The 21,304-nt window shown below is 59.7% G+C and carries 20 protein-coding genes; 7 read left to right on the top strand and 13 right to left on the bottom strand.

Annotated elements, in window-relative coordinates; translation table 11 throughout:
- Positions 1 to 19: 19 nt before the first annotated feature.
- The 5 genes from pstB to rnt all read right to left on the bottom strand — a co-directional run bounded on the left by pstB (position 20) and on the right by rnt (position 4,716).
- Positions 20 to 823, bottom strand: coding sequence for a phosphate ABC transporter ATP-binding protein PstB (gene pstB / locus L0U79_RS11105; protein ID WP_233842341.1), 804 nt, complete (start codon positions 821 to 823; stop codon positions 20 to 22).
- Positions 816 to 1,682: a phosphate ABC transporter permease PstA gene (gene pstA / locus L0U79_RS11110; protein WP_233842342.1), complete on the bottom strand. Its 867-nt coding sequence runs from the start codon at positions 1,680 to 1,682 to the stop codon at positions 816 to 818. Before pstA ends, pstB begins: the two co-directional genes overlap by 8 nt.
- Positions 1,682 to 2,653, bottom strand: a complete 972-nt coding sequence (gene pstC, locus L0U79_RS11115) for a phosphate ABC transporter permease subunit PstC (RefSeq protein ID WP_233842343.1) — start codon at positions 2,651 to 2,653, stop codon at positions 1,682 to 1,684. Before pstC ends, pstA begins: the two co-directional genes overlap by 1 nt.
- A 104-nt stretch (positions 2,654 to 2,757) precedes the next feature.
- A complete protein-coding gene (gene pstS / locus L0U79_RS11120; protein WP_233842344.1) occupies positions 2,758 to 3,792 on the bottom strand; it encodes a phosphate ABC transporter substrate-binding protein PstS in 1,035 nt (344 codons plus the stop codon).
- Positions 3,793 to 4,056: 264 nt separating this feature from the next.
- A complete protein-coding gene (rnt, locus tag L0U79_RS11125; protein ID WP_233842345.1) occupies positions 4,057 to 4,716 on the bottom strand; it encodes a ribonuclease T in 660 nt (219 codons plus the stop codon).
- Between the two features lie 225 nt (positions 4,717 to 4,941).
- On the opposite strand from rnt, the gene L0U79_RS11130 reads away from it, so the two are divergent.
- The gene (locus L0U79_RS11130; RefSeq protein WP_233842346.1) at positions 4,942 to 6,636 is read left to right on the top strand and encodes a hypothetical protein; all 1,695 of its coding nucleotides are present in this window, start codon (positions 4,942 to 4,944) and stop codon (positions 6,634 to 6,636) included.
- Positions 6,637 to 6,798: 162 nt separating this feature from the next.
- Here L0U79_RS11130 and nth read toward each other — a convergent pair whose 3' ends face one another.
- The 5 genes from nth to L0U79_RS11155 form a co-directional block, all read right to left on the bottom strand.
- On the bottom strand, positions 6,799 to 7,437 hold the full coding sequence (gene nth / locus L0U79_RS11135; protein ID WP_233842347.1) for an endonuclease III: 639 nt from the start codon (positions 7,435 to 7,437) through the stop codon (positions 6,799 to 6,801).
- Positions 7,434 to 8,039: an RnfABCDGE type electron transport complex subunit B gene (locus tag L0U79_RS11140; RefSeq protein ID WP_233842348.1), complete on the bottom strand. Its 606-nt coding sequence runs from the start codon at positions 8,037 to 8,039 to the stop codon at positions 7,434 to 7,436. Before L0U79_RS11140 ends, nth begins: the two co-directional genes overlap by 4 nt.
- Positions 8,040 to 8,079: 40 nt before the next feature.
- The gene (gene metG / locus L0U79_RS11145) at positions 8,080 to 10,173 is read right to left on the bottom strand and encodes a methionine--tRNA ligase (RefSeq protein WP_233842349.1); all 2,094 of its coding nucleotides are present in this window, start codon (positions 10,171 to 10,173) and stop codon (positions 8,080 to 8,082) included.
- A 97-nt stretch (positions 10,174 to 10,270) separates the two neighbouring features.
- A complete protein-coding gene (locus L0U79_RS11150) occupies positions 10,271 to 12,073 on the bottom strand; it encodes an alkaline phosphatase family protein (RefSeq protein ID WP_233842350.1) in 1,803 nt (600 codons plus the stop codon).
- Between the two features lie 185 nt (positions 12,074 to 12,258).
- Positions 12,259 to 12,705, bottom strand: a complete 447-nt coding sequence (locus L0U79_RS11155; RefSeq protein ID WP_233842351.1) for a DUF2147 domain-containing protein — start codon at positions 12,703 to 12,705, stop codon at positions 12,259 to 12,261.
- Positions 12,706 to 12,892: 187 nt separating this feature from the next.
- Between L0U79_RS11155 and apbC the strand changes: the two genes are divergently transcribed.
- From apbC to L0U79_RS11170, 3 genes are all read left to right on the top strand, one after another.
- Entirely contained in the window at positions 12,893 to 13,987 is a 1,095-nt protein-coding gene (apbC, locus tag L0U79_RS11160; RefSeq protein ID WP_233842352.1) for an iron-sulfur cluster carrier protein ApbC, read from the top strand.
- A gap of 212 nt (positions 13,988 to 14,199) precedes the next feature.
- Entirely contained in the window at positions 14,200 to 14,766 is a 567-nt protein-coding gene (gene dcd / locus L0U79_RS11165) for a dCTP deaminase (RefSeq protein ID WP_233842353.1), read from the top strand.
- Between the two features lie 85 nt (positions 14,767 to 14,851).
- Positions 14,852 to 15,367: a hypothetical protein gene (locus tag L0U79_RS11170; RefSeq protein WP_233842354.1), complete on the top strand. Its 516-nt coding sequence runs from the start codon at positions 14,852 to 14,854 to the stop codon at positions 15,365 to 15,367.
- Positions 15,368 to 15,442: 75 nt separating this feature from the next.
- On the opposite strand, the gene L0U79_RS11175 is transcribed toward L0U79_RS11170, so the two are convergent.
- Positions 15,443 to 15,865 (bottom strand): HIT family protein, encoded by a 423-nt coding sequence (locus L0U79_RS11175; RefSeq protein WP_233842355.1) that lies wholly within the window; start codon positions 15,863 to 15,865, stop codon positions 15,443 to 15,445.
- Positions 15,862 to 16,536 carry a dienelactone hydrolase family protein gene (locus tag L0U79_RS11180; RefSeq protein WP_233842356.1) on the bottom strand — a complete coding sequence of 225 codons (675 nt, stop codon included), beginning with the start codon at positions 16,534 to 16,536 and terminating at the stop codon, positions 15,862 to 15,864. Before L0U79_RS11180 ends, L0U79_RS11175 begins: the two co-directional genes overlap by 4 nt.
- A 175-nt stretch (positions 16,537 to 16,711) precedes the next feature.
- Here L0U79_RS11180 and rimO point away from each other — a divergent pair, with 175 nt between their 5' ends.
- Both rimO and L0U79_RS11190 read left to right on the top strand, forming a co-directional pair.
- Positions 16,712 to 18,061, top strand: coding sequence for a 30S ribosomal protein S12 methylthiotransferase RimO (gene rimO, locus L0U79_RS11185; RefSeq protein WP_233842357.1), 1,350 nt, complete (start codon positions 16,712 to 16,714; stop codon positions 18,059 to 18,061).
- A gap of 13 nt (positions 18,062 to 18,074) precedes the next feature.
- On the top strand, positions 18,075 to 18,890 hold the full coding sequence (locus L0U79_RS11190) for a DUF3025 domain-containing protein (RefSeq protein ID WP_233842358.1): 816 nt from the start codon (positions 18,075 to 18,077) through the stop codon (positions 18,888 to 18,890).
- A gap of 29 nt (positions 18,891 to 18,919) precedes the next feature.
- On the opposite strand, the gene greB is transcribed toward L0U79_RS11190, so the two are convergent.
- Positions 18,920 to 19,426 carry a transcription elongation factor GreB gene (gene greB / locus L0U79_RS11195; protein WP_233842359.1) on the bottom strand — a complete coding sequence of 169 codons (507 nt, stop codon included), beginning with the start codon at positions 19,424 to 19,426 and terminating at the stop codon, positions 18,920 to 18,922.
- Positions 19,427 to 19,798: 372 nt separating this feature from the next.
- Here greB and L0U79_RS11200 point away from each other — a divergent pair, with 372 nt between their 5' ends.
- A complete protein-coding gene (locus L0U79_RS11200; RefSeq protein ID WP_233842360.1) occupies positions 19,799 to 21,229 on the top strand; it encodes a transglycosylase SLT domain-containing protein in 1,431 nt (476 codons plus the stop codon).
- Positions 21,230 to 21,304: the final 75 nt, after the last annotated feature.

Here is a 21,304-nt window from a genome sequence, read left to right on the forward strand (position 1 = left end):
GAGGGCGTTATGAATTGGATCAACCGAAACGACCGGTGATGTAATCCTCGGTCTGTTTTTTGCCCGGCTTGGTGAAGATCTTTTCGGTGTTGTCGAACTCGATCAATTCGCCCAAGTACATGAAGGCAGTGCGGTCGGACACGCGCGCAGCCTGCTGCATGTTATGGGTAACGATGACGATGGTGTATTCGTGCTTGAGTTCTTCCACCAGCTGCTCGATACGGCCGGTCGCGATGGGGTCCAGCGCGGATGTCGGTTCGTCGAGCAGCAGCACTTCCGGACGCAATGCGATGCCGCGCGCAATACACAGACGCTGTTGCTGACCGCCGGAAAGACCCAGTGCGCTTTGCTTGAGCTTGTCTTTCACTTCGTCCCACAGGGCGGCGCTGCGCAGCGCTTTTTCGACACGGATTTCCATGTCCGCGCGCGACAGGCGCTCGTGATGGCGAATGCCGTAGGCCACGTTTTCGAAGATGGTCATCGGAAACGGCACCGGCTTCTGGAACACCATGCCGACCTTCGTGCGAAGACGGTTCATGGAGTAGCTCGCGTCGAGAATATTTTCGCCGTCGAGTTCGATAGAGCCTTTCGCTTCCAGCTTCGGATAGATGGCGTAGATGCGATTGAAGATGCGCAGCAGGGTGGACTTGCCGCAACCCGAAGGGCCGATGATCGCCGTCACCTGCTTTTCCGGGATATCCATGTTGATGCCTTTCAGCGCATGGAATCCTTGATAGTAGAAGTGCACATCACGCACTTTCAGTTTGGCGGGCGACGTAGCGCCGGTCAGTGGGGCCGCAGCAGCGGCGGCGAGGTCATTCATAACTCACCTTCTTGCGCGAAAACATGATGCGGGTCAGCAGGCTCAACGCCAGCACGAACAAGGTAATCAGCAGCGCGCCTGCCCAGGCGATCGCGTGCAGTGCCGGATTCGGGTCGTTGGTGTACTGATAAATGGTGACAGGCATGCTGGCCATCTTGTCCAGCGGATGCACGGTCATAAAGTTGTTGCCGAACGCGGTGAACAGCAGCGGCGCCGTTTCGCCGGCGAGGCGAGCCAGCGCCAGCAGCACGCCGGTGAGAATGCCGGAGAACGCCGCGCGGATGAGCACCTGCACGGTCAATTTCCACTGCGGTATGCCCAGCGACAGCGCCGCTTCGCGCAACGTGCCAGGCACCAGCTGCAGCATTTCGTCGGTCGTGCGCACGATCACCGGCAAACCGATCAACGCCAAAGCCACGCTGCCGGCGAAACCGGAAAACGTGATGCTACCGTTGGTGAGCTCGGTCGTCGGCAACACGATGATCACGTAGACGAACAGACCCAACACGATCGACGGCGCCGACAAGAGAATGTCGTTGAGGAAGCGGACCGATGCGCCAAGTCGCGTTGAGTTTGCGTACTCGGCGAGATACGTGCCGGCCAATACGCCGATTGGCGCGCAGATCAGTAGCGCCATCAGATCCATGATCAAGCTGCCGACGATGGCGTTGGCTAAACCGCCTTGATCGGCATACGCCGTGATCTTGGTGAACAGCGTCGGCTTCAGCGCCTCCAGACCATTCTCCGCGGTGATCCAAAGGATCCACACCAGAAAGATCAGGCCGATAAGGGTGGCGATTCCGCTAAGCACCAACGCAATAATGTTGGTGGCATTGCGGCGAGCGTAAATGGCGGACATCAGCGACCCTCCTTGCGAGCGAGCTGACGCAGCATGAGGCGCGCGACCAGCAACACGATGAAGGTCACCACGAACAGCAGGAAGCCGAGCGCGATGAGCGCGGAACGATGCAAACCCACCGCTTCGTTGAATTCGTTGGCGATGCTCGAAGAGATCGAGGTGCCTGGCATCAACAACGATGCCGTGATGTTGTACGAATTGCCCAGCACGAACGTGACTGCCATGGTTTCGCCGAGCGCGCGGCCCAGACCCAGGAAGATACCGCCGATCACCGCCGAGCGGGTATAGGGCAACACGATGTTCCACACCACTTCCCACGTGGTGGATCCCAGCGCGTACGACGATTCTTTAAGACGCGCCGGTACGGTTTGGAACACTTCGCGCATCACCGAAGAAATAAACGGCAAAATCATCACGGCCAGCACGATGCCCGCGGTAAGCAGGCCAAGACCCAGTGGCGGCCCTTGGAATAAAGCGCCGATAACAGGAATGTTACCGAGCGTGTCGTTGAGCGTCGGTTCGATGTTGGCCATGAACGGCACGAAAACGAACAAGCCCCACATGCCGTAAATGATCGAAGGAATGCCCGCGAGCAATTCAATCGCGGAACTAACCGGGCCGCGCATCCAATTGGGCGCGATCTCGGTAAGAAAGAGTGCGATGCCGAAGCTGACAGGCACGGCGAGAATCAGCGCGATCAGCGACGTCACCAAGGTGCCGACGATGGGGGCGAGCGCGCCGAACTGGTTTTCGACCGGGTTCCAGTCGGAACTCAGCAAGAAATGGAAGCCATCCGTGAACAGCACTTCGCGGCCGCCCCACAGTGTGGACAGCGCGGCGCCCAGCAGTGCCGCCAGCACCAGCAACGCGCAGAAGCGCAACAGCATTCGAAAGAGAAAATCGTGGCGGGCGTCTGTGCGCGAACGATGTTCGGTATCGCGAGGGACCGGTTCGGCACTTATTGCAGACATGCTTTGCGTATTCCGCGTTCGGTTTCAATCAGAACGACGCGCGCAACGTAACGTTGCGCGCGTCGCAGGTTTGCGCTGCTGCTGTCCTTGCGGCAGCGGGCAGCTTACATCTTGTATTCGCCGGACCAGTAGGTCTCGATCTGCTGCACCAGCGTAGCGGGGAGCGGAACATAGTCGAGCGCGCGGGCCGAATCCTGGCCGTGCTCGTACGACCACTTGAAGAAGTCGAAAGCAACCTTGGTGTTGGCGGCGTTCTTCGGCGTCTTGTACATGATCACCCACGAGGTGGCGGTAATCGGCCATGCGTCGGCGCCCGGTGCGTTGGTCATCAACAAGTTGAAGTCCTTCGCGCTCTTCCAGTCGGCGGTGTTGGCGGCAGCCTGGAAGCTGGCGATGGTCGGTTCGACCACGTTGCCGGCCGCGTTCTTCATCTTGGCGTAGCCCAGCTTGTTCTGCACGGCGTAGGCGTATTCCACATAACCGATTGAATTCGGAATCTGCTTGATGTAAGCGGAAACACCTTCGTTGCCCTTGCCGCCGATACCGGTCGGCCACTGCACGGCGGTGCCTTCACCCACCTTCGACTTCCAATCCGCGCTCACCTTCGAGAGGTAGTCGGTGAAGTTGAAGCTGGTGCCCGAACCATCCGAACGATGCACCACGAAAATCTTGGAGCTCGGCAGATGTGCGCCGGGGTTGAGCTTGGCGATCGCCGGATCGTTCCAGGTGGTGATCTTGCCGAGATAGATGTCGGCCAGCGTGGTGCCGTCGAGCACCAGCGCGCCCGGCGCAACACCGGCAACGTTGAACGCCGGCACGATGCCGCCGATCACGTCGGGGAACTGGCCCAGACCGAACTTGGCGAGATCTTCCGCCTTCAACGGCATATCGGAAGCGCCGAAATCGACCGTGCCTGCCTTGATCTGCGCGATGCCGCCGCCGGAACCGATCGACTGATAGTTGATGTGGTTGCCAGTCTTTTCGGCGTACGCCGCCGACCACTTGGAGATCACCGGATACACGAAGCTGGAGCCCGCACCCGTGATATCGGTAGCGTGGGCGCTCATGCCGAACAGCGACGCGGCGACCGCAATGGCGATCGTGCCGAGGCGCGACGGGAGTTTGAATGAATTCAACACAGTGGCTCCTTAGGAGGTATTTAGCGAGTGAAAGCCTGCGACCCGCGTATTGCAGAGGTTATGTGTTGCAATGAGATGAGATGAATATGTCAGCTTGATGACAATCGCAAATTCTTGACGTAATCCGGTCACTTAGGGCCTGTTTGCACGCATTGCGTGGCCTGCGCCGGGAGCCGTTTGCGCGCCAGCTACATCGTCGCCTCGCACTACCACCTGTCGGCTACTCCACGGCAACGCGTGCTACCTAAATAGTACGGGCAGGCCCTAAGGCAGTTCGGAGCCCACGCGATCAAGCTCCAGCAACTCCAGCGAGCGAAGCCGGTTGACGATCCGACAGAACAGCAGCGCGGTGCGCTCGGCGTCATAAATAGCGGAGTGGGCTTCGCGCGAATCAAAGGTGTAACCGGCGGCGAGCACGGCCTTGCTCAGCACGGTTTGTCCATAGAGCAATCCACTGAGCGTGGCGGTATCGAAACAGCTGAAAGGATGGAACGGATTGCGCTTGTGGTTGACGCGGCGCACGGCTGCATTGAGAAATCCAAGATCGAACGCGGCATTGTGGCCGACCAGGATCGCGCGCTGGCATTCGTTGCTGCGCACGGCTGCGCGTACTGCTTGAAAGATATGGTCGAGCGCGGTGCGTTCGTCCAATGCGCCTCGCAGAGGGTTGTCCGGGTCGATCCCCGTGATCTCCAAGGCGCGTGGATCGATATTTGCGCCTGGAAACGCCTCGACATGCGTGGATACCGCCGGGTGCGGATAGAGGTTGCCCTCCTGATCCATGCCGATGGTGACGGCGGCGATTTCAAGCAATGCGTCGTGCTCGGCGTCGAATCCTCCGGTCTCCACGTCCACGATCACTGGCAGGAAGCCGCGGAAACGATCGGCCATTCGGGCCGCCAAGCTGTTAGTGAGTTGCTCCATCGCGCAAGCATATCAGTCGGCCTGTCTAAGCTGATGCGAACGGCGTTTTTACAGGCGCGCGCGGCGACATTGATGACGAACCGTATGTTTTTGTCTTCGTTCTGTCACATAACATCCATCTAACGGTAAAGCTCCCGCCCGATCATGCGCCCCAACCCGCAGGCCGCTCCCAGGGGAATGTGCTGAGAAGCCTTGCGGTTCCATTGATAAAGCGGAGACAACAACATGCGTTCCAAGATGCTCACGGTAGCCATTGCTGCCGGTTTGGGCTTGACCAGCGTTACGGCGCCTGTGTCGGCACAAACATCCAACAAGAAGGTGTCCGTCAGCGCTTCTGAACTGGCGCAGATGAAGGCAGAAATCCAAGCATTGGAGCAGAAGGTTCAAGACCTGGAGTCCCAGCAGCAGGCTGCACAGCAGGCGCAGGTTGAAACGGCTCAGTCCGTGCAGGCCACGCAGGCTCAGGTGGCGGCCACGCAGACTCAGGTCGCTGCCGCTACGACGGCTGCGAAGCAGCACTCGGGCGACATCCTGGGTGGCAGTGGTGGCGTGAAGTGGACGTTCGGCGGCTTCCTGGCTGCTGAAACGGCGTACCGCTCGCGCGACACCGCCGACGATATCGCGACCAAGTTCACCGCCATTCCGTTCCAAGGCGGCACGACCACCGCGCCGATCAACACGGGCACCGGCGCGACCACGGCTTACCCGGTCACCAACGCCAAGAATGATCAGTTCGTCTACAGCGCGCGCCAGAGCCGCCTGTCGATCAAGGCCGAAGGCGACATCAACGATTCCACGCACGTCACTGGCTACTACGAGACGGACTTCCTCGGTGGCGCTCAGACGGCAAACATGAACGAGAGCAACTCGTTCAACATGCGCGTACGTCAGTTGTGGACCGCGGTGGATTGGAAGGATTACGGCGTGCACCTGTTGGCCGGTCAGGCCTGGTCGCTGCTGACGCTCGACAGCCAGGGCATCATCGCTGGCAAGGAAGTGCTGCCGCCGACGATCGACGCACAGTACGCCGCCGGCTTCACCTGGGCGCGTCAGACGCAGTTGCGTTTGGTCAAGGATTGGGACCAGAAGTACTGGTTGGGCGTGTCGGTTGAAAATCCGCAGACGGCTGGCTTCGGTTCCTCGGCGGGTCCGGGCACCAAGGCTTATACGACGACGACGGGCACGGTCCAGGCCGGCAGCCTGTACGACACCCTCAACACGGTGTCGCTCAACAGCATCCCGGACATCCTCGTGAAATTCGCGGCCGATCCGGGTTGGGGTCACTACGAAGCGTTCGGTATCTCGCGTGAATTCACCACGCGCGTTACACCGACCGCCGCTGCAGGTGGCGCGACTGCTACCAACAACAAGACCGCCCATGGCGAAGGCTTCGGCTTTGGCATGGTGCTGCCGTTGCTGCCGAAAGTGCTGGACTTCCAGTTCTCCGGCATGACCGGCAAGGGCATCGGCCGTTACGGCACGGCGGGTCTGAGCGACGTGACCTACACCTCGACCGGCGCTCCGCATCCGCTCAAGGAAAACATGATGCTCGGCACGCTGACCTGGCATGCCACGGACGACGTCGACGTGTACGCCGCCGGCGGCCGCGAGCAGCAAGACAGCTACCTCACCACCGGTGCGAACGGCCTTGCACTCGGTTACGGTGCGGCGGCGCTCGGCTACAACAACGCCAACTGCGGCGTCTACGGCTTGGCCACCGGATGCACGGGTCAGAACCGTCAGGTTTCCGAGCAGACCGTCGGCTTTGCCTGGAAGTTCTACCAGGGCAAGTTCGGCAAGGTGCAGTTCGCCGCGCAGTACTCGCATCTGGCTCGCCAGTTGTTCACCGACGCCAAGGGCAACGCCCCGACCGCTGCGGACAACATGTTCTTCACCAGCATCCGCTACTACCCGTTCTAATCGGTGGAAAACGGATAGCTGTTACGGTTATCAGAAGGGAGTTCGACCTAAGGATGGAAAAACGGCGGGCATTGCCCGCCGTTTTGCTTTGTGGAATCGCTTAAAAAATCGAATGAACGCGCAGCGCTGCGAAGGTGCGCTTCGCTGCGAATTCGCAATGCGCTATTTTTCGGCCGTTTTATTTTTGTATTTACAAAGATCGCGAATCACACACTGCGGACAATCCGGCTTGCGCGCCTTGCACACGTAACGGCCGTGCAAAATCAGCCAATGATGCGCGTCCTGCTTGAATTCGGCTGGTATCACTTTTTCCAGTTTGTCTTCGACGGCGCGAACATCCTTGCCAGGCGCCAAACCGGTGCGATTGGCGACGCGGAAGATATGGGTGTCCACGGCGATAGTGGCGTGACCGAACGCTGTGTTGAGGACGACATTTGCGGTTTTGCGTCCGACGCCCGGCAGCGCTTCGAGCGCTTCGCGATCGTTCGGCACGTCGCCGTCGTAGTTGTCCACCAGAATCTGGCAGAGCGCGATAACGTTTTTGGCTTTGGCGTTATACAAACCGATCGTATTGATGTAACGCTTTAGTTTTTCTTCGCCAAGATCGAGGATGGCTTGCGCGGTGTTGGCGACGGGGTAGAGCTTGCGCGTCGCTTTGTTTACGCCGATATCGGTGGCTTGCGCGGAAAGCACCACAGCGACCAGCAATTCGAACGGCGTGGTGTAAATCAACTCGGTTGTGGGATGCGGGTTGAGTTCGCGCAGCCGCGAGAACAGTTCGACCACGTCCGCCTTCTTCACGTTTTCGGTTCCTGTTTCTTGGCTTTGGCGCGTGCCAGCGCATCGAATACATTTTGGCCGGCACCGTGCATTTGCGCTTTGCGCGCCGTCAGTTCCGCTTCGCGCTGCGCTTGTTGCGCAGCCAGTCGCGCTTCGCGGCGTTGGAAATGCTTGCGAGCCCTATCCGCATACGCGACATCGGTCGCCTGCTTTAGCGGCATGGGCTCCAGCACGATGCAATCGACCGGGCAGGCAGGTACGCAACGCTCGCAACCAGTGCAGTCGTCATCGATCACGGTATGCATCAACTTGTTGGCACCGACGATGGCGTCGACGGGGCAGACTTGAATGCACTTGGTACAGCCGATGCAATCGGCTTCGATGATGCGTGCAAGCGTCCGCGGTTTTTCCTCGCCGTTTTCAGGATTGAGCGGCAACGGCGGCCGGCCGAGCAATTCGGCCAAGGCGGCAATGCCCGCACTGCCGCCAGGTGGACATTGATTGATGTCGGCTTCGCCGTTGGCGATGGCTTCCGCATACGGACGACAGCCGTGATAGCCGCATTGCTCGCACTGCGTTTGCGGCAGCAGGGCATCAATGCGGTCAGCGAGCGATGTCGTCATGGGCTAGCCATTCTTCTCCAAGGAGGAGAGGCGCGCGCTGTTAGCGCACCGTGGCTCCCGGCTTGGCGCCTTGATCCGCATCGAGCAGGAACAGATCGCTACCGCCGTCGCCGGCGGAAAGGATCATGCCTTCCGATAAACCGAAGCGCATCTTGCGCGGGGCCAGGTTGGCGATAAAGACAACGTTGCGACCCACGAGCTTCTCCGGTTCGCTATACGCTGCGCGGATGCCCGAGAAAATCTGGCGTTTGCCGAGCGGGCCGCCGTCCAGCTCGAAACGCAGCAGCTTGTCCGAGCCGTCGACGAATTCGCATGCCAGCACTTTGCCGATGCGCAGGTCGAGCTTGGCGAAATCGTCGATGCCGATGATGGTGGATTCGGGGGCTGGCGCTGCAGATTCGGTCATGGGTTTGCTGTCTTTCTTTACAGGTTTCTTGGGAGTGGTTTCAGGTTCCGGTTTGGAACCGAGCGATTCTTTCGAGGCCTCAACCATCGCTTCGATGTATTTGGGGTCGATGCGGGAAAGTAGCGGTTCGAAGGCGTGGATGGTGTGGTTGTGCAGCGTGGCGCACGCGGCGTCGAAATCCGCGATGGGCGCAGCCAGAAATTTTTCGGCCGCTTCTACGGTGACTGGTAACACCGGTTTGAGCAGTCCACCGAGCAAGCGGAAGGCAGCAAGCGAGAACGAGCACACCTGGTGCAATTCGTCGCGTTGCGTTTCGTCTTTTGCCATCACCCACGGCGCTTTCGTGGCAATGTGGCCGTTGACCAAATCGGCGATCAACACGAAGCGGCGCATGACTTCGGCGAATTCGCCGCTCTCATAAAGCGCGGGCACGCCTTCGTAATGCGACACCAGCACGCCCCACAGTTCGTTCTGTTCTTCCGAAAAATTCGCCGCAAGGCGGCCATCGAAAAACTTGTGCACGAAACCAGCAGTGCGACTGGCGATATTCACCCACTTGCCGATCAGATGCGAATTGACGCGCTCTTCGAATGCTTTCAGATCAAGGTCGACGTCGACCGGCGTATCGCTCAGCATGGTGGCGAAGTAATAGCGCAAAAATTCCGGATTGAGTCCGACATCGAGATACGTGCGCGCTTGAATAAACGTGCCGCGCGATTTGGACATCTTCGCGCCATTGACGGTGAGATAGCCGTTGACGTGCAATGCTGTCGGCGTGCGGAACTTCGCGCCATGCAACATCGCCGGCCAGAAGAGGCCGTGGAAGTTGATGATGTCCTTGCCGATGAAGTGGTGCATTTCGGCCGTGCTATCGGCCGAGAGGAAATCCTCGAACTTCAGATCGGTGCGGTCGCACAGATTTTTGAAACTGGCGAGATAACCGACCGGCGCATCCAGCCACACGTAGAAAAACTTGCCGGGCGCATCGGGAATGGGAAAACCGAAGTAGGGCGCATCGCGCGAAATATCCCAATCCTTAAGGCCGCCATCCAGCCACTCTTTAAGCTTGGCGACGACACCGGGATTGGCGACTTGCTTGCCGTCGGTAAGTTTGCCGCCGAACCAGTCGCGCAGAAGCGATTCGAATTTGCTCAACTCGAAGAAGTAATGCTCCGAATCGCGCAACACAGGTGTGGCGCCAGAAACCACCGAGTACGGCTTGAGCAAATCCGTGGGCGCATACGTTGCGCCGCAGTTTTCACAGTTGTCGCCGTATTGGTCTGGCGTACCGCAATTCGGGCAAATGCCTTTGATGTAGCGATCCGGCAAAAACATCTGCTTGTCCGGATCGAACAATTGCTGGATATCGCGTTTGGCGATAAAGCCGCTGTCGCGCAGACGCACGTAGATCTGCGAGGCCAGCTCGCGGTTCTCTTCTGAATGCGTGGTGTAGTAGTTGTCGTAGCTGAAATGGAAATCGGCGAAATCCGCTTCATGACTCGCTCGGATGCCGTCGATGAACGCTTCCGGCGATACGCCCGCCTTCTCGGCAGCCAACATGATCGGCGTGCCATGCGCGTCGTCCGCCGCCACGAAATACACCTCGTTGCCCATCATCCGCTGCGCACGGACCCAGATATCGGTCTGGATGTAACCCAGCATATGACCCAGATGCAGTGGGCCATTGGCGTAGGGCAGGGCGTGGGTGACGAGCAGGCGACGAGGCATGGTTGCAATGCAGGCTGGAAAGCTCGGCATTATGGCATGACTCGCGCGTGAGCCCCGTGATTGCGCCCTCCTCGTGGGATGAGGAGGGCGCGATGCGTTACGGAGCGGTCACGATCAGCGTGATCGGTCCTGCCAGTTCGGTGTAACCGTTGTTGTAGCAGTACCACACGTTGTACGTGCCGGGTGCGAGGCCTGATGTGTCGAAAGTTGCCGTGCCGCTGCCGTTTGGTGCGTATTGCCAGCTCGTGGAGGCGCCGTTGCCGGGGCTCTTGCCGGAGGCGTAGATGCCGATCCAATTCTCGCTATTGAGCTTGCTGGCCGGCGTGGCGTAGTCGACATGCATGTAGGTGCCCTGAGCCACGCTCGGCATGGAGCTGCTGAGGCTTGGTGTTGTGGCGGCGGATGTGCTTACGAACGCATCATTGATCGGCTGCGCGTATTGATCGTTGTGCGTGAGCGGCGCGATGCCGAGCGCGTTTTCGATAGTGCGACCGACGCTGAAATGGTTGTAGCTGGTGTTACTGACGTAGCCTGCCTGCACCGTGCCGGGCGAACCTAGCACAAGCGTCGCCACGTGATTGCCGGTGGAAGAGGCCGATTCGTCCCATGTGAGTATTAGTAGCGAGCGTTGTTGCGTCCACGCGGGCGAATTGAAGATCGGTTGCAAGGTTTGCTGCAGCCATCCGTTCTGCACCTGCAGACTTTGCGCCGAACCGTTGCCGGACGATTCGCCATCGTAGTAATCGTCGGCGGCTATCCACGCAAAGTTTGGCGTGGTCGATGCCGATTGCAGATCGGTGCTCAGTTGCGTGGTATCGAACAGATGAGCGGCGCAACGAACCGAATTGGTCGAAATGTCGGTGAAGTTGATGAACGGCGCGTCGTCCGGTTCGTAGTAGCTGTCGTTGTTATTGCTGGTGTTGCAGGGCGTGCCCATGCCTTGTTCGTAGGCTTTCCAGGTCTTGCCGGCAGCTTCCAATTCATCGCCGATATGTTGACTGGTCACTTTGATGTTCGGGTAATAGATGGCGCCCTTTACGAAAGTGTCGCCGCCCGCGATAGCGAGATAATTTTCGTCGCTCGGGTGGTAGACGCCACTGTAGTTGTCGAGCAACACGCCCTGGTTGGCGAGGCTGTTGATAAACGGCGCGTCGGTGGTGTCGCCGATCACTTCGCTGTAATCGGTGTTTTCCATCATCACCATAAAAACGTGATCGAAGGTGGGCACCTGCGAAACCGGAGCCTGCAGCGTGGGTGCCGTCACCTGCGTCGATAACGTCAACGAAAGATTGTCCGCATAACCGACGTTATACGACCCGGATGTGTTGTTGAATTGCAGAAGCACTGAAATCGAGCGTGTACCTGCGGGCACGTTGCCATTCGTGGATTGCGCGACAAAGCCGGTCTTGTCGTTGCGCGCCGATGCATTGACGCCGGCGAGTTGGGCAGGCGCGCCAAGCGGTTTGCCGTTGGCGTCCAAGAAGACGGCCGTGACAATGGCTTGTCCGTTATACGTGGTGTATCCGCCAAGCCAGCCGGACAACGCGTAAGTGATGTTGCCGCCATCGATGGCGCTCGCCGCATTCGACACATCGACATTTTGGCGGAGCGCGGAATCGCCGTAGGGTCCATCGGCAATGAACGCGTTCCCGCCCGATGTGCCACCTGGCGTACTGAAACTGCCGATCGAATAGCAGACGGTGGAAGGATTGCCTTGGGTAACAGTCCAGCCCGGCACCGTGTTCACGGCGGACCAATCGGTGGTGCACGTGCCTGCTTCACCATTGCCGTTCAGCAGCAAATTGCCGCTATTCGCGGCAAACGCCGGTGATGCGAACAACGCAGCCAAGCATGCTGTCGCGAGCATATTTCTTACGTATGACTTACGTAGATCGTGCATGTGCAAACGCCCTCCCTTGGTGTGAGAAGGGCGAGACATTGCAATGGTGTCGTTGCGAATGCGCGACGGCGGGATGACAGCGATCGCAGCGCGATGCTGCAGTGATAACTGATGCGTGAGCGATTCGTGAAGCGGTGCGCCGCTCCCTCTATCTGTGAAAGAAAGAGGGAGCTAAAAAGCGCGCGTTACTGAATTCGTTGCCACACCTGACTGCGTCCGAGCAACGAAAAGCCGATGTAACCGTGCACGTCGAGCTTCTGCCCGCCGTCGGCCAGGGTGAGCTTCACGCTGTACACCTTGCCATTCTTCGGATCGAGAATCTTGCCGCCGTCCCACACGTTGTCGTCCTTGCTGACGCCCCACATGATGACCATGCCTTCGATCGGCTGATCCTTGCGCGCACCGTCGCATTTTTTGCAGATCGGGTGCGGGCCGTCATCGGACATCAGAACCTGCACGACTTTGCCTTGGAGCTTGCCGTTGTCGTCGGTGATTTGGATGATCGATTTGGGCTTGCCGGTCTCGTCGTCGATCTGCCGCCATGTGCCGACCGGCGTGTCGTTGGCGGCCCAGGCGACGGCCGACCCCAGCAACAGGCAAGCGACAACAGCAAACTGCGACAGTCGTTTCATAACCTAACTCCCTACGTTGGCGTATGGGGAGCCTGCCGAGCGGCTCAGGGGGCGGTCAAGCTGCATTGCGCAAACGGGTGTTTTCGTGGGGTTTGTGCCCTGACGGCGCACGCTTCGGCGGGCTCGGCGCGACGGTCGGGGCGCGGCTGCTGGCATAATGAACGTCCTGACCACAGCCCCTTTTCCCATGACGCAGGCGAACGAAGCCCTGGTGCGCCGAATCCTCGGCGACCTTATCGACCCCTTTACCGGCGCCCCCATCGTCGACTCCATCCGCGCCGTAGGCGTAGATGGGACTCGCGTGTCGGTGGATATCCAGCTCGGGTATCCGGCCGCAGGCGCCATTGAATCGCTTACGCAACAGGTAAAGCAGGCGCTGGAAGCGGATGCGGCCATCGAGGCGGCGGCGGTCTCCATCGGCAGCCGCATTCATGCGCACAAAGTGCAGGGTACGTTGGCGCCGCTGGCGAATGTGAAAAACATCATTGCCGTCGCATCTGGTAAAGGCGGGGTCGGCAAGTCCACCGTTTCAGCGAATCTCGCTCTCGCCCTGGCGGCGGAAGGTGCGAAGGTCGGTATTCTCGACGCAGACATTTACGGTCCAAGCCAGCCGCGCATGCTGGGCATCCAAGGCCGCCCGGAATCGCCCGACGGCAAATCCATTACGCCGATGACCGCGCATGGTTTGCAGGCCATGTCGATCGGTTTTCTGGTCGACGAAGAAACGCCGATGATCTGGCGCGGCCCGATGGTGACGCAGGCGATGATGCAGCTGCTCAGCGATACGCGCTGGGACATGCTCGACTACCTGATCATCGATCTTCCGCCCGGCACGGGCGATATCCAGCTCACTTTGTCGCAAAAAGTGCCGGTGTCCGGCGCGGTGATCGTCACCACACCGCAGGACATCGCGCTGCTCGATGCTCGCAAAGCGCTGAAGATGTTCGAGAAGGTGGAAGTGCCGGTGCTCGGCATCGTCGAGAATATGGCGACGCACGTTTGTACGAACTGCGGCCACGAAGAACATATCTTCGGCGCCGGCGGCGGTGAGCGCATGGCCGCTCAATATCAGGTCCCGTACCTGGGTTCGTTGCCGCTCGATATCCGCATTCGTGAGCAGGCCGATGGCGGCACGCCGACTGTCGCGGCGATGCCGGACTCGGACCTGGCCGCGCGCTACCGCGACATCGCGCGCAACACCGCAGGGCGGCTTGCGCGTCAACCGCGCAATAAATCGCTGGGCCTGGGCAAGATCGTCGTGCAGGGCCAGCCCACGGCGTAAGCGCCGTTCGGAGGATGAAGTCCTAGCCACTCCCGGGCGTTCTGTGGAACTGCGCATCGCGCAAGCCTGTCTCTCGGTGAGGCGGGACGCCTGCGGAGCCACGATTCCAAGACTGGCCGCCTTCCGATCTGGCGCAACCGCCCATCCACCATGTATTTTTGCCGCTTTGCGCCTGGGATCGACCGGGCGCGGCTGGGAGCACCGGAGTCCGCGTGAGTATCAAATCCGACAAGTGGATCCGCCGTATGGCGGAACAGCAAGGCATGATCGAGCCGTACGAGCCTGGGCAGGTCAAACTGCGAGATGGCAACCGATTGGTGTCGTACGGCACCTCAAGTTACGGTTACGACGTGCGTTGCGCGCGCGAATTCAAAATCTTCACCAACATCAATTCCACGATCGTCGATCCGAAAGCGTTCGATCCGACGAGCTTTGTCGATGTGGAAGCGGACGTTTGCATTATTCCGCCCAATTCCTTTGCATTGGCGCGCACGGTTGAGTTCTTCCGCATTCCGCGTCAGGTGCTTACGGTGTGCTTGGGCAAGAGCACGTACGCGCGTTGCGGAATCATCGTGAACGTGACGCCGCTGGAACCGGAATGGGAAGGCCACGTGACGTTGGAGTTCTCCAACACCACGCCGTTGCCTGCCAAGATTTATGCCAACGAAGGCGTCGCTCAGATGCTGTTTTTCGAATCCGACGAAGAATGCGAAACCAGCTACAAAGACCGCGGCGGCAAGTACCAGGGCCAGCAAGGCGTGACCTTGCCGCGGACCTGAACGCACTATTCACCCACTACATCCACTTCGACGCGGCGGAGCTACACTCCGTTAGGCTTCGCTGATATTTGCAGGAGATCCGAGCATGATCCGTCTTTCCACACTGTCGACCCGCGGCGCAGCCGTCTTGATGTTCGGCAGCCTGCTGGTGCTTGGCGGTTGCCATCGCGGCGCGACCAAGGACACGGTGGAAACCACGCAAACGCAAAACCAGTTCGACATGACCGTGAAGGCTTACAAGAACGGTCAGTTCCTGATTGACGGTGCCGTGGTTTCCGCGCTCGATGCGGGCAGCCACTTCGCCTACCTGAAAGAAACCGGCAAGTTGCCCAAAACCGTGTTGCTGGTGCCCAGCGACGATTCGAAGATCCGCAAGCAGCACCTGGAATACATGGCGCGCTTGCAGATCGATTACGGTTTCGTCGTGTACTACGACGACGGTGGCAAGCTGGCGCGCATCAATCCGATCGAAACCAAGGCGCGCGCGCTGGAGGATTACCACGCGCCGGCGACGGCGGCAGGCACCAGCGATACCAGCAAGGATGCGAGCGGCAAGGCCTATGGCGATCAGGGCGGCGGTGATTCATCGCAAGGCCACTGATAGGTGTTGCATCGCAGTTCAAAAAGCGCCCGCATATCGCGGGCGTTTTTTTATTGGCATGGATATGACGGTCGATTATTCATGCGCACGGAGCTTGCATCGCAAACGTTCGACAAGCGATTGCGCGACATCGTCGAAATAAGGCACGGCGCGGCCGCTTCCCCATACGGGACCGGGCCACGCAGCGTCGCCTTCGTTGCGCGCGACGAGATGCACATGCAGTTGCCGCACGACATTGCCGAGCGCGCCGATATTGAGCTTGTCGCACGGCGTCGTATCGCGAAAGACGGCCGAGACGTGATTGATTTCGTGCCACAGCACGGATCGCATATCTTCGGGCAGATCTAGAATTTCGCTGCATCCCGCCTGGCGAGGAACCAAAATCAGCCAGGGAAAACGCGCGTCGTTCATCAGCAACACGTCGCACAAGGAAAGCGACGCGACGTGTTTCGTATCGGCTTGCAAGCGTGGATCGAGTACGAAGTCACGTGCGCTCATGCGTGTGCCAGGTATTTGTCGAAAAAGGCGAGGGTGCGCTTCAGCGCCAGCTCCGCACTTGCTTGATGGTAATGGCTCGGGTCGATATCGCGATTGAAGGCATGCCCGGCGCCCGGATAACTGTAGACGTCCATTTGCGGCAGCATCTGGCGGTGCTTGGCGACCATATCCGGGGGAATGGACGCGTCTTCTTCGCCGAAATGGAACATCACCGGCGCTTGCAGTTGTTCCTCGAGAAACGGCACGTTGCGCGCACCGTAATAGCTCACGGAAGGAAGACCCAGGCGGATGGCCGAGAGCATCGCCACCGTACCGCCCCAGCAATAACCGACCGTGCCGATCTTTCCGGCCGACGCGATGGCTTCGGCTGCGCTGGCGACATCTTCCACGGCGCGATTCAATCCCACCTCGGTCGCCAGCTGGCGGCCTTTGGCCATGCTTTCGCTTGAGTAATCCAATTCCACGTTGGTTTCGACGTGGTCGAAAAAAGCCGGCGCAACGGCGGTGTATCCGGCCGCGGCAAAGCGGTCCGCAACAGTGCGGATATGGGCGTTGATCCCGAAAATCTCCTGGATAACGACAAGGCCGCCTTTGGGCTTGCCAGGCGCCTCGGCCAGATAGGCGCCGATGCATTGGGTGCCGCTAGTGGGGATATTGATGTGTTTGCCCATGATCGACTCCTGCAGCGTGATCGGACGATTTTAGGTGGAGCGGGCAGGCCGGCAAACCTCGCTGGCGGGGCTTCCCGCAGCGCTTGTCGGGTATTGCTTACGTAAACGAGGTCGATTTCGGCTTGGGTCCTTCATTCCCGCTATAATTCCTGGTTTGTCATACCGACTCTCCGTCATGTCTAAGGCCACTCAGAAAATCGGCTTCGTCAGTCTTGGTTGTCCCAAGGCGCTGGTCGATTCCGAACGCATCCTCACCCAGCTCAAGGTCGAGGGCTACGAGATCGTGCCCAGTTACGACGCGGCCGACGCGGTGGTGGTGAACACCTGCGGCTTTATCGACGCTGCGGTTCAGGAGTCGCTGGACGCCATCGGCGAAGCCTTGCACGAGAACGGTAAAGTGATCGTCACCGGTTGTCTGGGCAAGCGCTCCGAACTGATTCGCGAAGCGTACCCGGATGTACTGGCTATCACCGGTCCGCAGGATTACGGCAGCGTGATGAACGCGGTGCATGCTGTGTTGCCGCCGAAGCGCAATCCGTTACTCGATATCATCCCGCTTGGGCACCTTGGCGCCCAAGGCGATGACTCGGTGGGTATCAAGCTGACGCCCAAGCATTATGCGTATCTGAAAATCTCCGAAGGCTGCAATCATCGCTGCAGCTTCTGCATCATTCCTTCGATGCGCGGCGATCTCGTTTCGCGACCCGTGGACGAGGTGCTAGTCGAAGCAGAACGCCTCGTGAGGGGCGGCGTAAAAGAGTTGCTGGTGATTTCGCAAGACACCAGCGCTTACGGCGTGGATGTGAAATACGCCGAACGCGTGTGGCGCGAGAAGAACTACCGCACGCGTATGACCGAGTTGTGCGAAGGGCTGTCGGAACTCGGTGCGTGGACGCGCCTGCACTACGTCTACCCGTACCCGCACGTGGACGAGATCATGCCGCTGATGGCCGAGGGCAAGATCCTCCCGTATCTCGATATCCCGTTTCAGCACGCCAGCCCGCGCATCCTTAAGTTGATGAAGCGCCCCGGCAATATCGACAAAACGCTGGAGCGTATTCAAAACTGGCGCAAGCTCGTGCCGGATATCACCTTGCGCAGCACGTTCATCGTGGGCTTCCCCGGCGAAACCGATGCGGAATTCGACGAGTTGCTCGACTTCCTGCGCGAAGCCGAGCTGGATCGCGTCGGCGCGTTCACCTATTCGCCGGTCGAAGGCGCGAAGGCAAACGAGCTGCCGAATCCGGTGCCGGAAGAGCTGAAGGAAGATCGACTCGAACAGTTCATGGCAGTCCAGGCTGAAATCTCCGCGGCGAAGTTGCAACGCAAGATCGGCCGCACCATCAAGGTGCTGGTCGACGAAGCGGGTGTCGCAGGCGCGATTGCGCGTTCGTCTGCGGATGCGCCAGAGATCGACGGCGTGGTGCGCATCGCGAATGGCCAGAAACTCAAGCCGGGGCAATTCGTGGACGTGGTGGTGGAATCCGCCGACGAACACGATCTGCACGCGGTGCTCGTCAACTGATCGATAGTCAGCGATGCGCTACGTCGCGCCAGCGCGAGAGGCTGTCGATCCATCAGTCTTCGCGCTTGCGCCGCTGAACGGCTGGCTCGATTATGCCGATTGGCTGCATGGGGTCGAGTGGCCGTTGATCGACGAACTCAATGCGCGATGGCCGATAAACGCCCGTGAGCGTTTTGTAGCGCAAACGCGCGAATTACTCGACGACGGTCTGCACTACGAAGAACGTATTGCGCAACGCGGTTTGATCGCGACGCGCGAAGCGAACTGGCACGACCTTTTCAACGCCATGATCTGGCTGCGTTATCCGCAACTCAAGCGGGCGCTCAACCGGCAGCAAGTTGCGGACGTCGCCAGCTTCGGCCGGCGCGAGCGCTCGCGCGCTCAATACGCGCAGACGCATTTCGACGAAGCCGGTGTCATCGTTACCCTGAAAGATCCGTCCTTGCTGGAGCTATGGGACCGTCACGATTGGCACGCGTTGTTCTGGCAACGCCGCGCGGCGTGGATGGATGGGTCGATCTTGATGCATGTATTCGGTCATGCGTTGCTCGAGCATGCACTCATGCCGAGCAAGCTGCTGGTCGGCAAGGCCTTGGTGGTGATGGCTGACAGCCAAGCGCATGGCGAAGAATCGGTCTCCTGCTGTGCGAACGCGATTGTCGATGGGCGCTGGCTGCGCGATCCGCTGGAATTGCGTCCGCTGCCGCTGTCAGGTATTCCCGGTTGGCATGTCGCAAACGTCGACGAAACCTTCCATCGCGCAGCGGCTTGTTACCAGCCGCTGCGCGAAGGGCGCTCTTATCCGGCCCCTTTGCGGCTTAGTCGATAGCCGGGACTTGCAGCGCTTTACGTGAGGCGTCACGCGTCGACGTATTCCACCGCGATCACAGCAAAGCGCGTACGGCCACCTGGCAGTTCGGCCTCGAATTCGTCGTCGATCTTTTTCTTCAGTACCGCGCGAGCGAGCGGGGAGTCGATGCTGATCCAGCCACGCTTGGCGTCGGTTTCGTCTGGGCCGACGATACGGTAGCGCGCCATATCGCCGCTCTCCACGTTCTCCAATTCGATCACCGCGCCGAAGAACACCGTTTCGCGGTCAGCGGGCGCACCTTCGGCCACTTTTAGCGACGGAATACGCTTGCTGAGATAGCGCACGCGGCGGTCGATTTCGCCGAGTTGCTTCTTGCGATAGGTGTATTCCGCGTTTTCCGAGCGATCGCCTTCCGCGGCGGCCGCGGCCAGCGCTTTCACGACTTCGGGGCGCAAAGTGAGCCAGAGGTGGTCCAACTCGCTTTTGAGTTTTTCAAAGCCGTCGCGCGTGATGATGGCGGTCGAACGTGGGGCAGGAGGGCGCCAACGAGTCATGACATGCCGTCTTCAGTCGTTGCCGACGAAGTGTTTTTCGTCGCGCCGCATAACCCAAATCCGATGCATGGATTGTTCCAAAAATGCCTTGAGGTCATGCCGAAATCGACGCGTCGAGAATTGGGTGTCGTCAACGAAAAACATGTATTGCGTTTGGTGCGAATGTCTGGCATGAAGTCCTCCAAGACTGGGGCTCGATTGTAACGGTGTTGGGTGTACGGCATGGAACGCGTCCGTACCGCATCGAAGAGAACGTGTTTGAGTCTGCCTGCGCTGCCGGGTGTGGCGGCGTCCTTTCGTATGGGTGTACCAGTCATGGTTTTCCGAGATGTTTTTCGTTCCGCTCGCCTCGCACTATCGGTGGCGGCCGTCATGCAATTGGCAGCATGCGCTTCTACCAGCGCCAATCCGCCGAAGCCGGCTTCGGCCTCGCTGACGGCGCTTTACGGTCAGCTCGATCAGGCAAGCCGCGGTTACGAAACGGCGCTGGAGCAAACACGCGCTGGCGACGCGCAAGGCGCGGAAAAGACGCTGGACGCCGCGCTCGACCAGTTAAAGGAGGCGTCTGCGCATTGCGGCACCACGCCGGGCTGCGATCCGCAGCGTTTTTTCTCGGTCTTCGATCACTTGCTGCGCTTGAAGGACGGCAGCTTTATCGGCGACCAGACGCCGGGCGAAGAAACCAGCGAACCTTCTTCCTCGCCTTTGGCGGGCCAAGCGGGCGCCGCCAGCCTGCCTGAGGGGCAGCGCAGCGTGACGCTGTTGCGCGGCCATCAGCTTTCCGAATTGATCGCCATGAACGGTCCGGTGAAAGCCGCGCTGGAAATGTGGCTGACGCAGTGGCGTGGAAATCTGATGGATGCCTACGTCAATTATCAGTACCTGCGTCATGAGATGTGGCCGCAGTATCAGAACCAGGACCTGCCCGAAGCCTTGTTGTTCGGCATCATGGCGAAGGAATCGGGCGGCAAAGTGCACGCCGTGTCGCGCTCGGGCGCGGCGGGGCCGCTGCAATTCATGTACGCCACGGGCGCGCGCTTCGGGCTTGGCGATCAGGATGGATTCGACACGCGCTTCGACCCTGCGGAGTCCGCGCGCGCGAACGCCGAGTACGTCAACGAGCAACTCAAAGCCTTCAACGACAACCTTGAGCTCACCCTGGCGGCCTATAACGGTGGCGAAGGGCGGATGCGTCGGCTGGTCGGCGACAATACGTCGGTGAGCTTCTACGACCCGCGCATTTACGGTCAGGTTTCGCAGGAAACGCGCGACTACGTGCCCGAGGTGCTGGCGGCTGCTTGGCTGTTCCTGCATCCGGACAGTTACAACCTTCACTTTCCACGCGTGGACGGTGAGGCAGGCAGCATCACGCTCAAGCGCGCCACGTCCATCTCCGAACTCACGGTATGCCTGGGCTCTGCGAACGACATGAGCGAAGGGTGGTTTCGCACGTTGCGCAATCTCAATCCGCGCCTCGATCCGCAGCAGGAGCAGCCGCTCGGCAGCGTGATGCAGATTCCGAAGTCCTTGGAAAAAATCTACGGCGTGCGTTGCGTCGATGGCCCGTGGCCGATTCTCGCCAGCGATCTGCACAATGCGGTGGTGCCGGTGTTTCCCGATCCGCCGGCCGCGTCGGCGCCGGATCCGGTCGTTCGCTACACGGTTCGACGCGGCGATACCTTGGCGGGCATTGCACGCAAGCATGGCGGTTGCAGCAGCGAGACGGAGATTGCTCGCATGAACAACCTCAAGTTCAATCACGTAAAAGCCGGTCAAGTGTTGAAGCTGCCTAGTTGCCGGTGATGGCAGCGTACCGTCGCGATCTCACCAAGGGGCGAGGGACGAGTAGCGAGGTTGCTTGAAACGGACCGCCGCCTA

This window comes from Dyella sp. 2HG41-7 (assembly GCF_021390675.1).
Lineage (GTDB): Bacteria > Pseudomonadota > Gammaproteobacteria > Xanthomonadales > Rhodanobacteraceae > Dyella_B.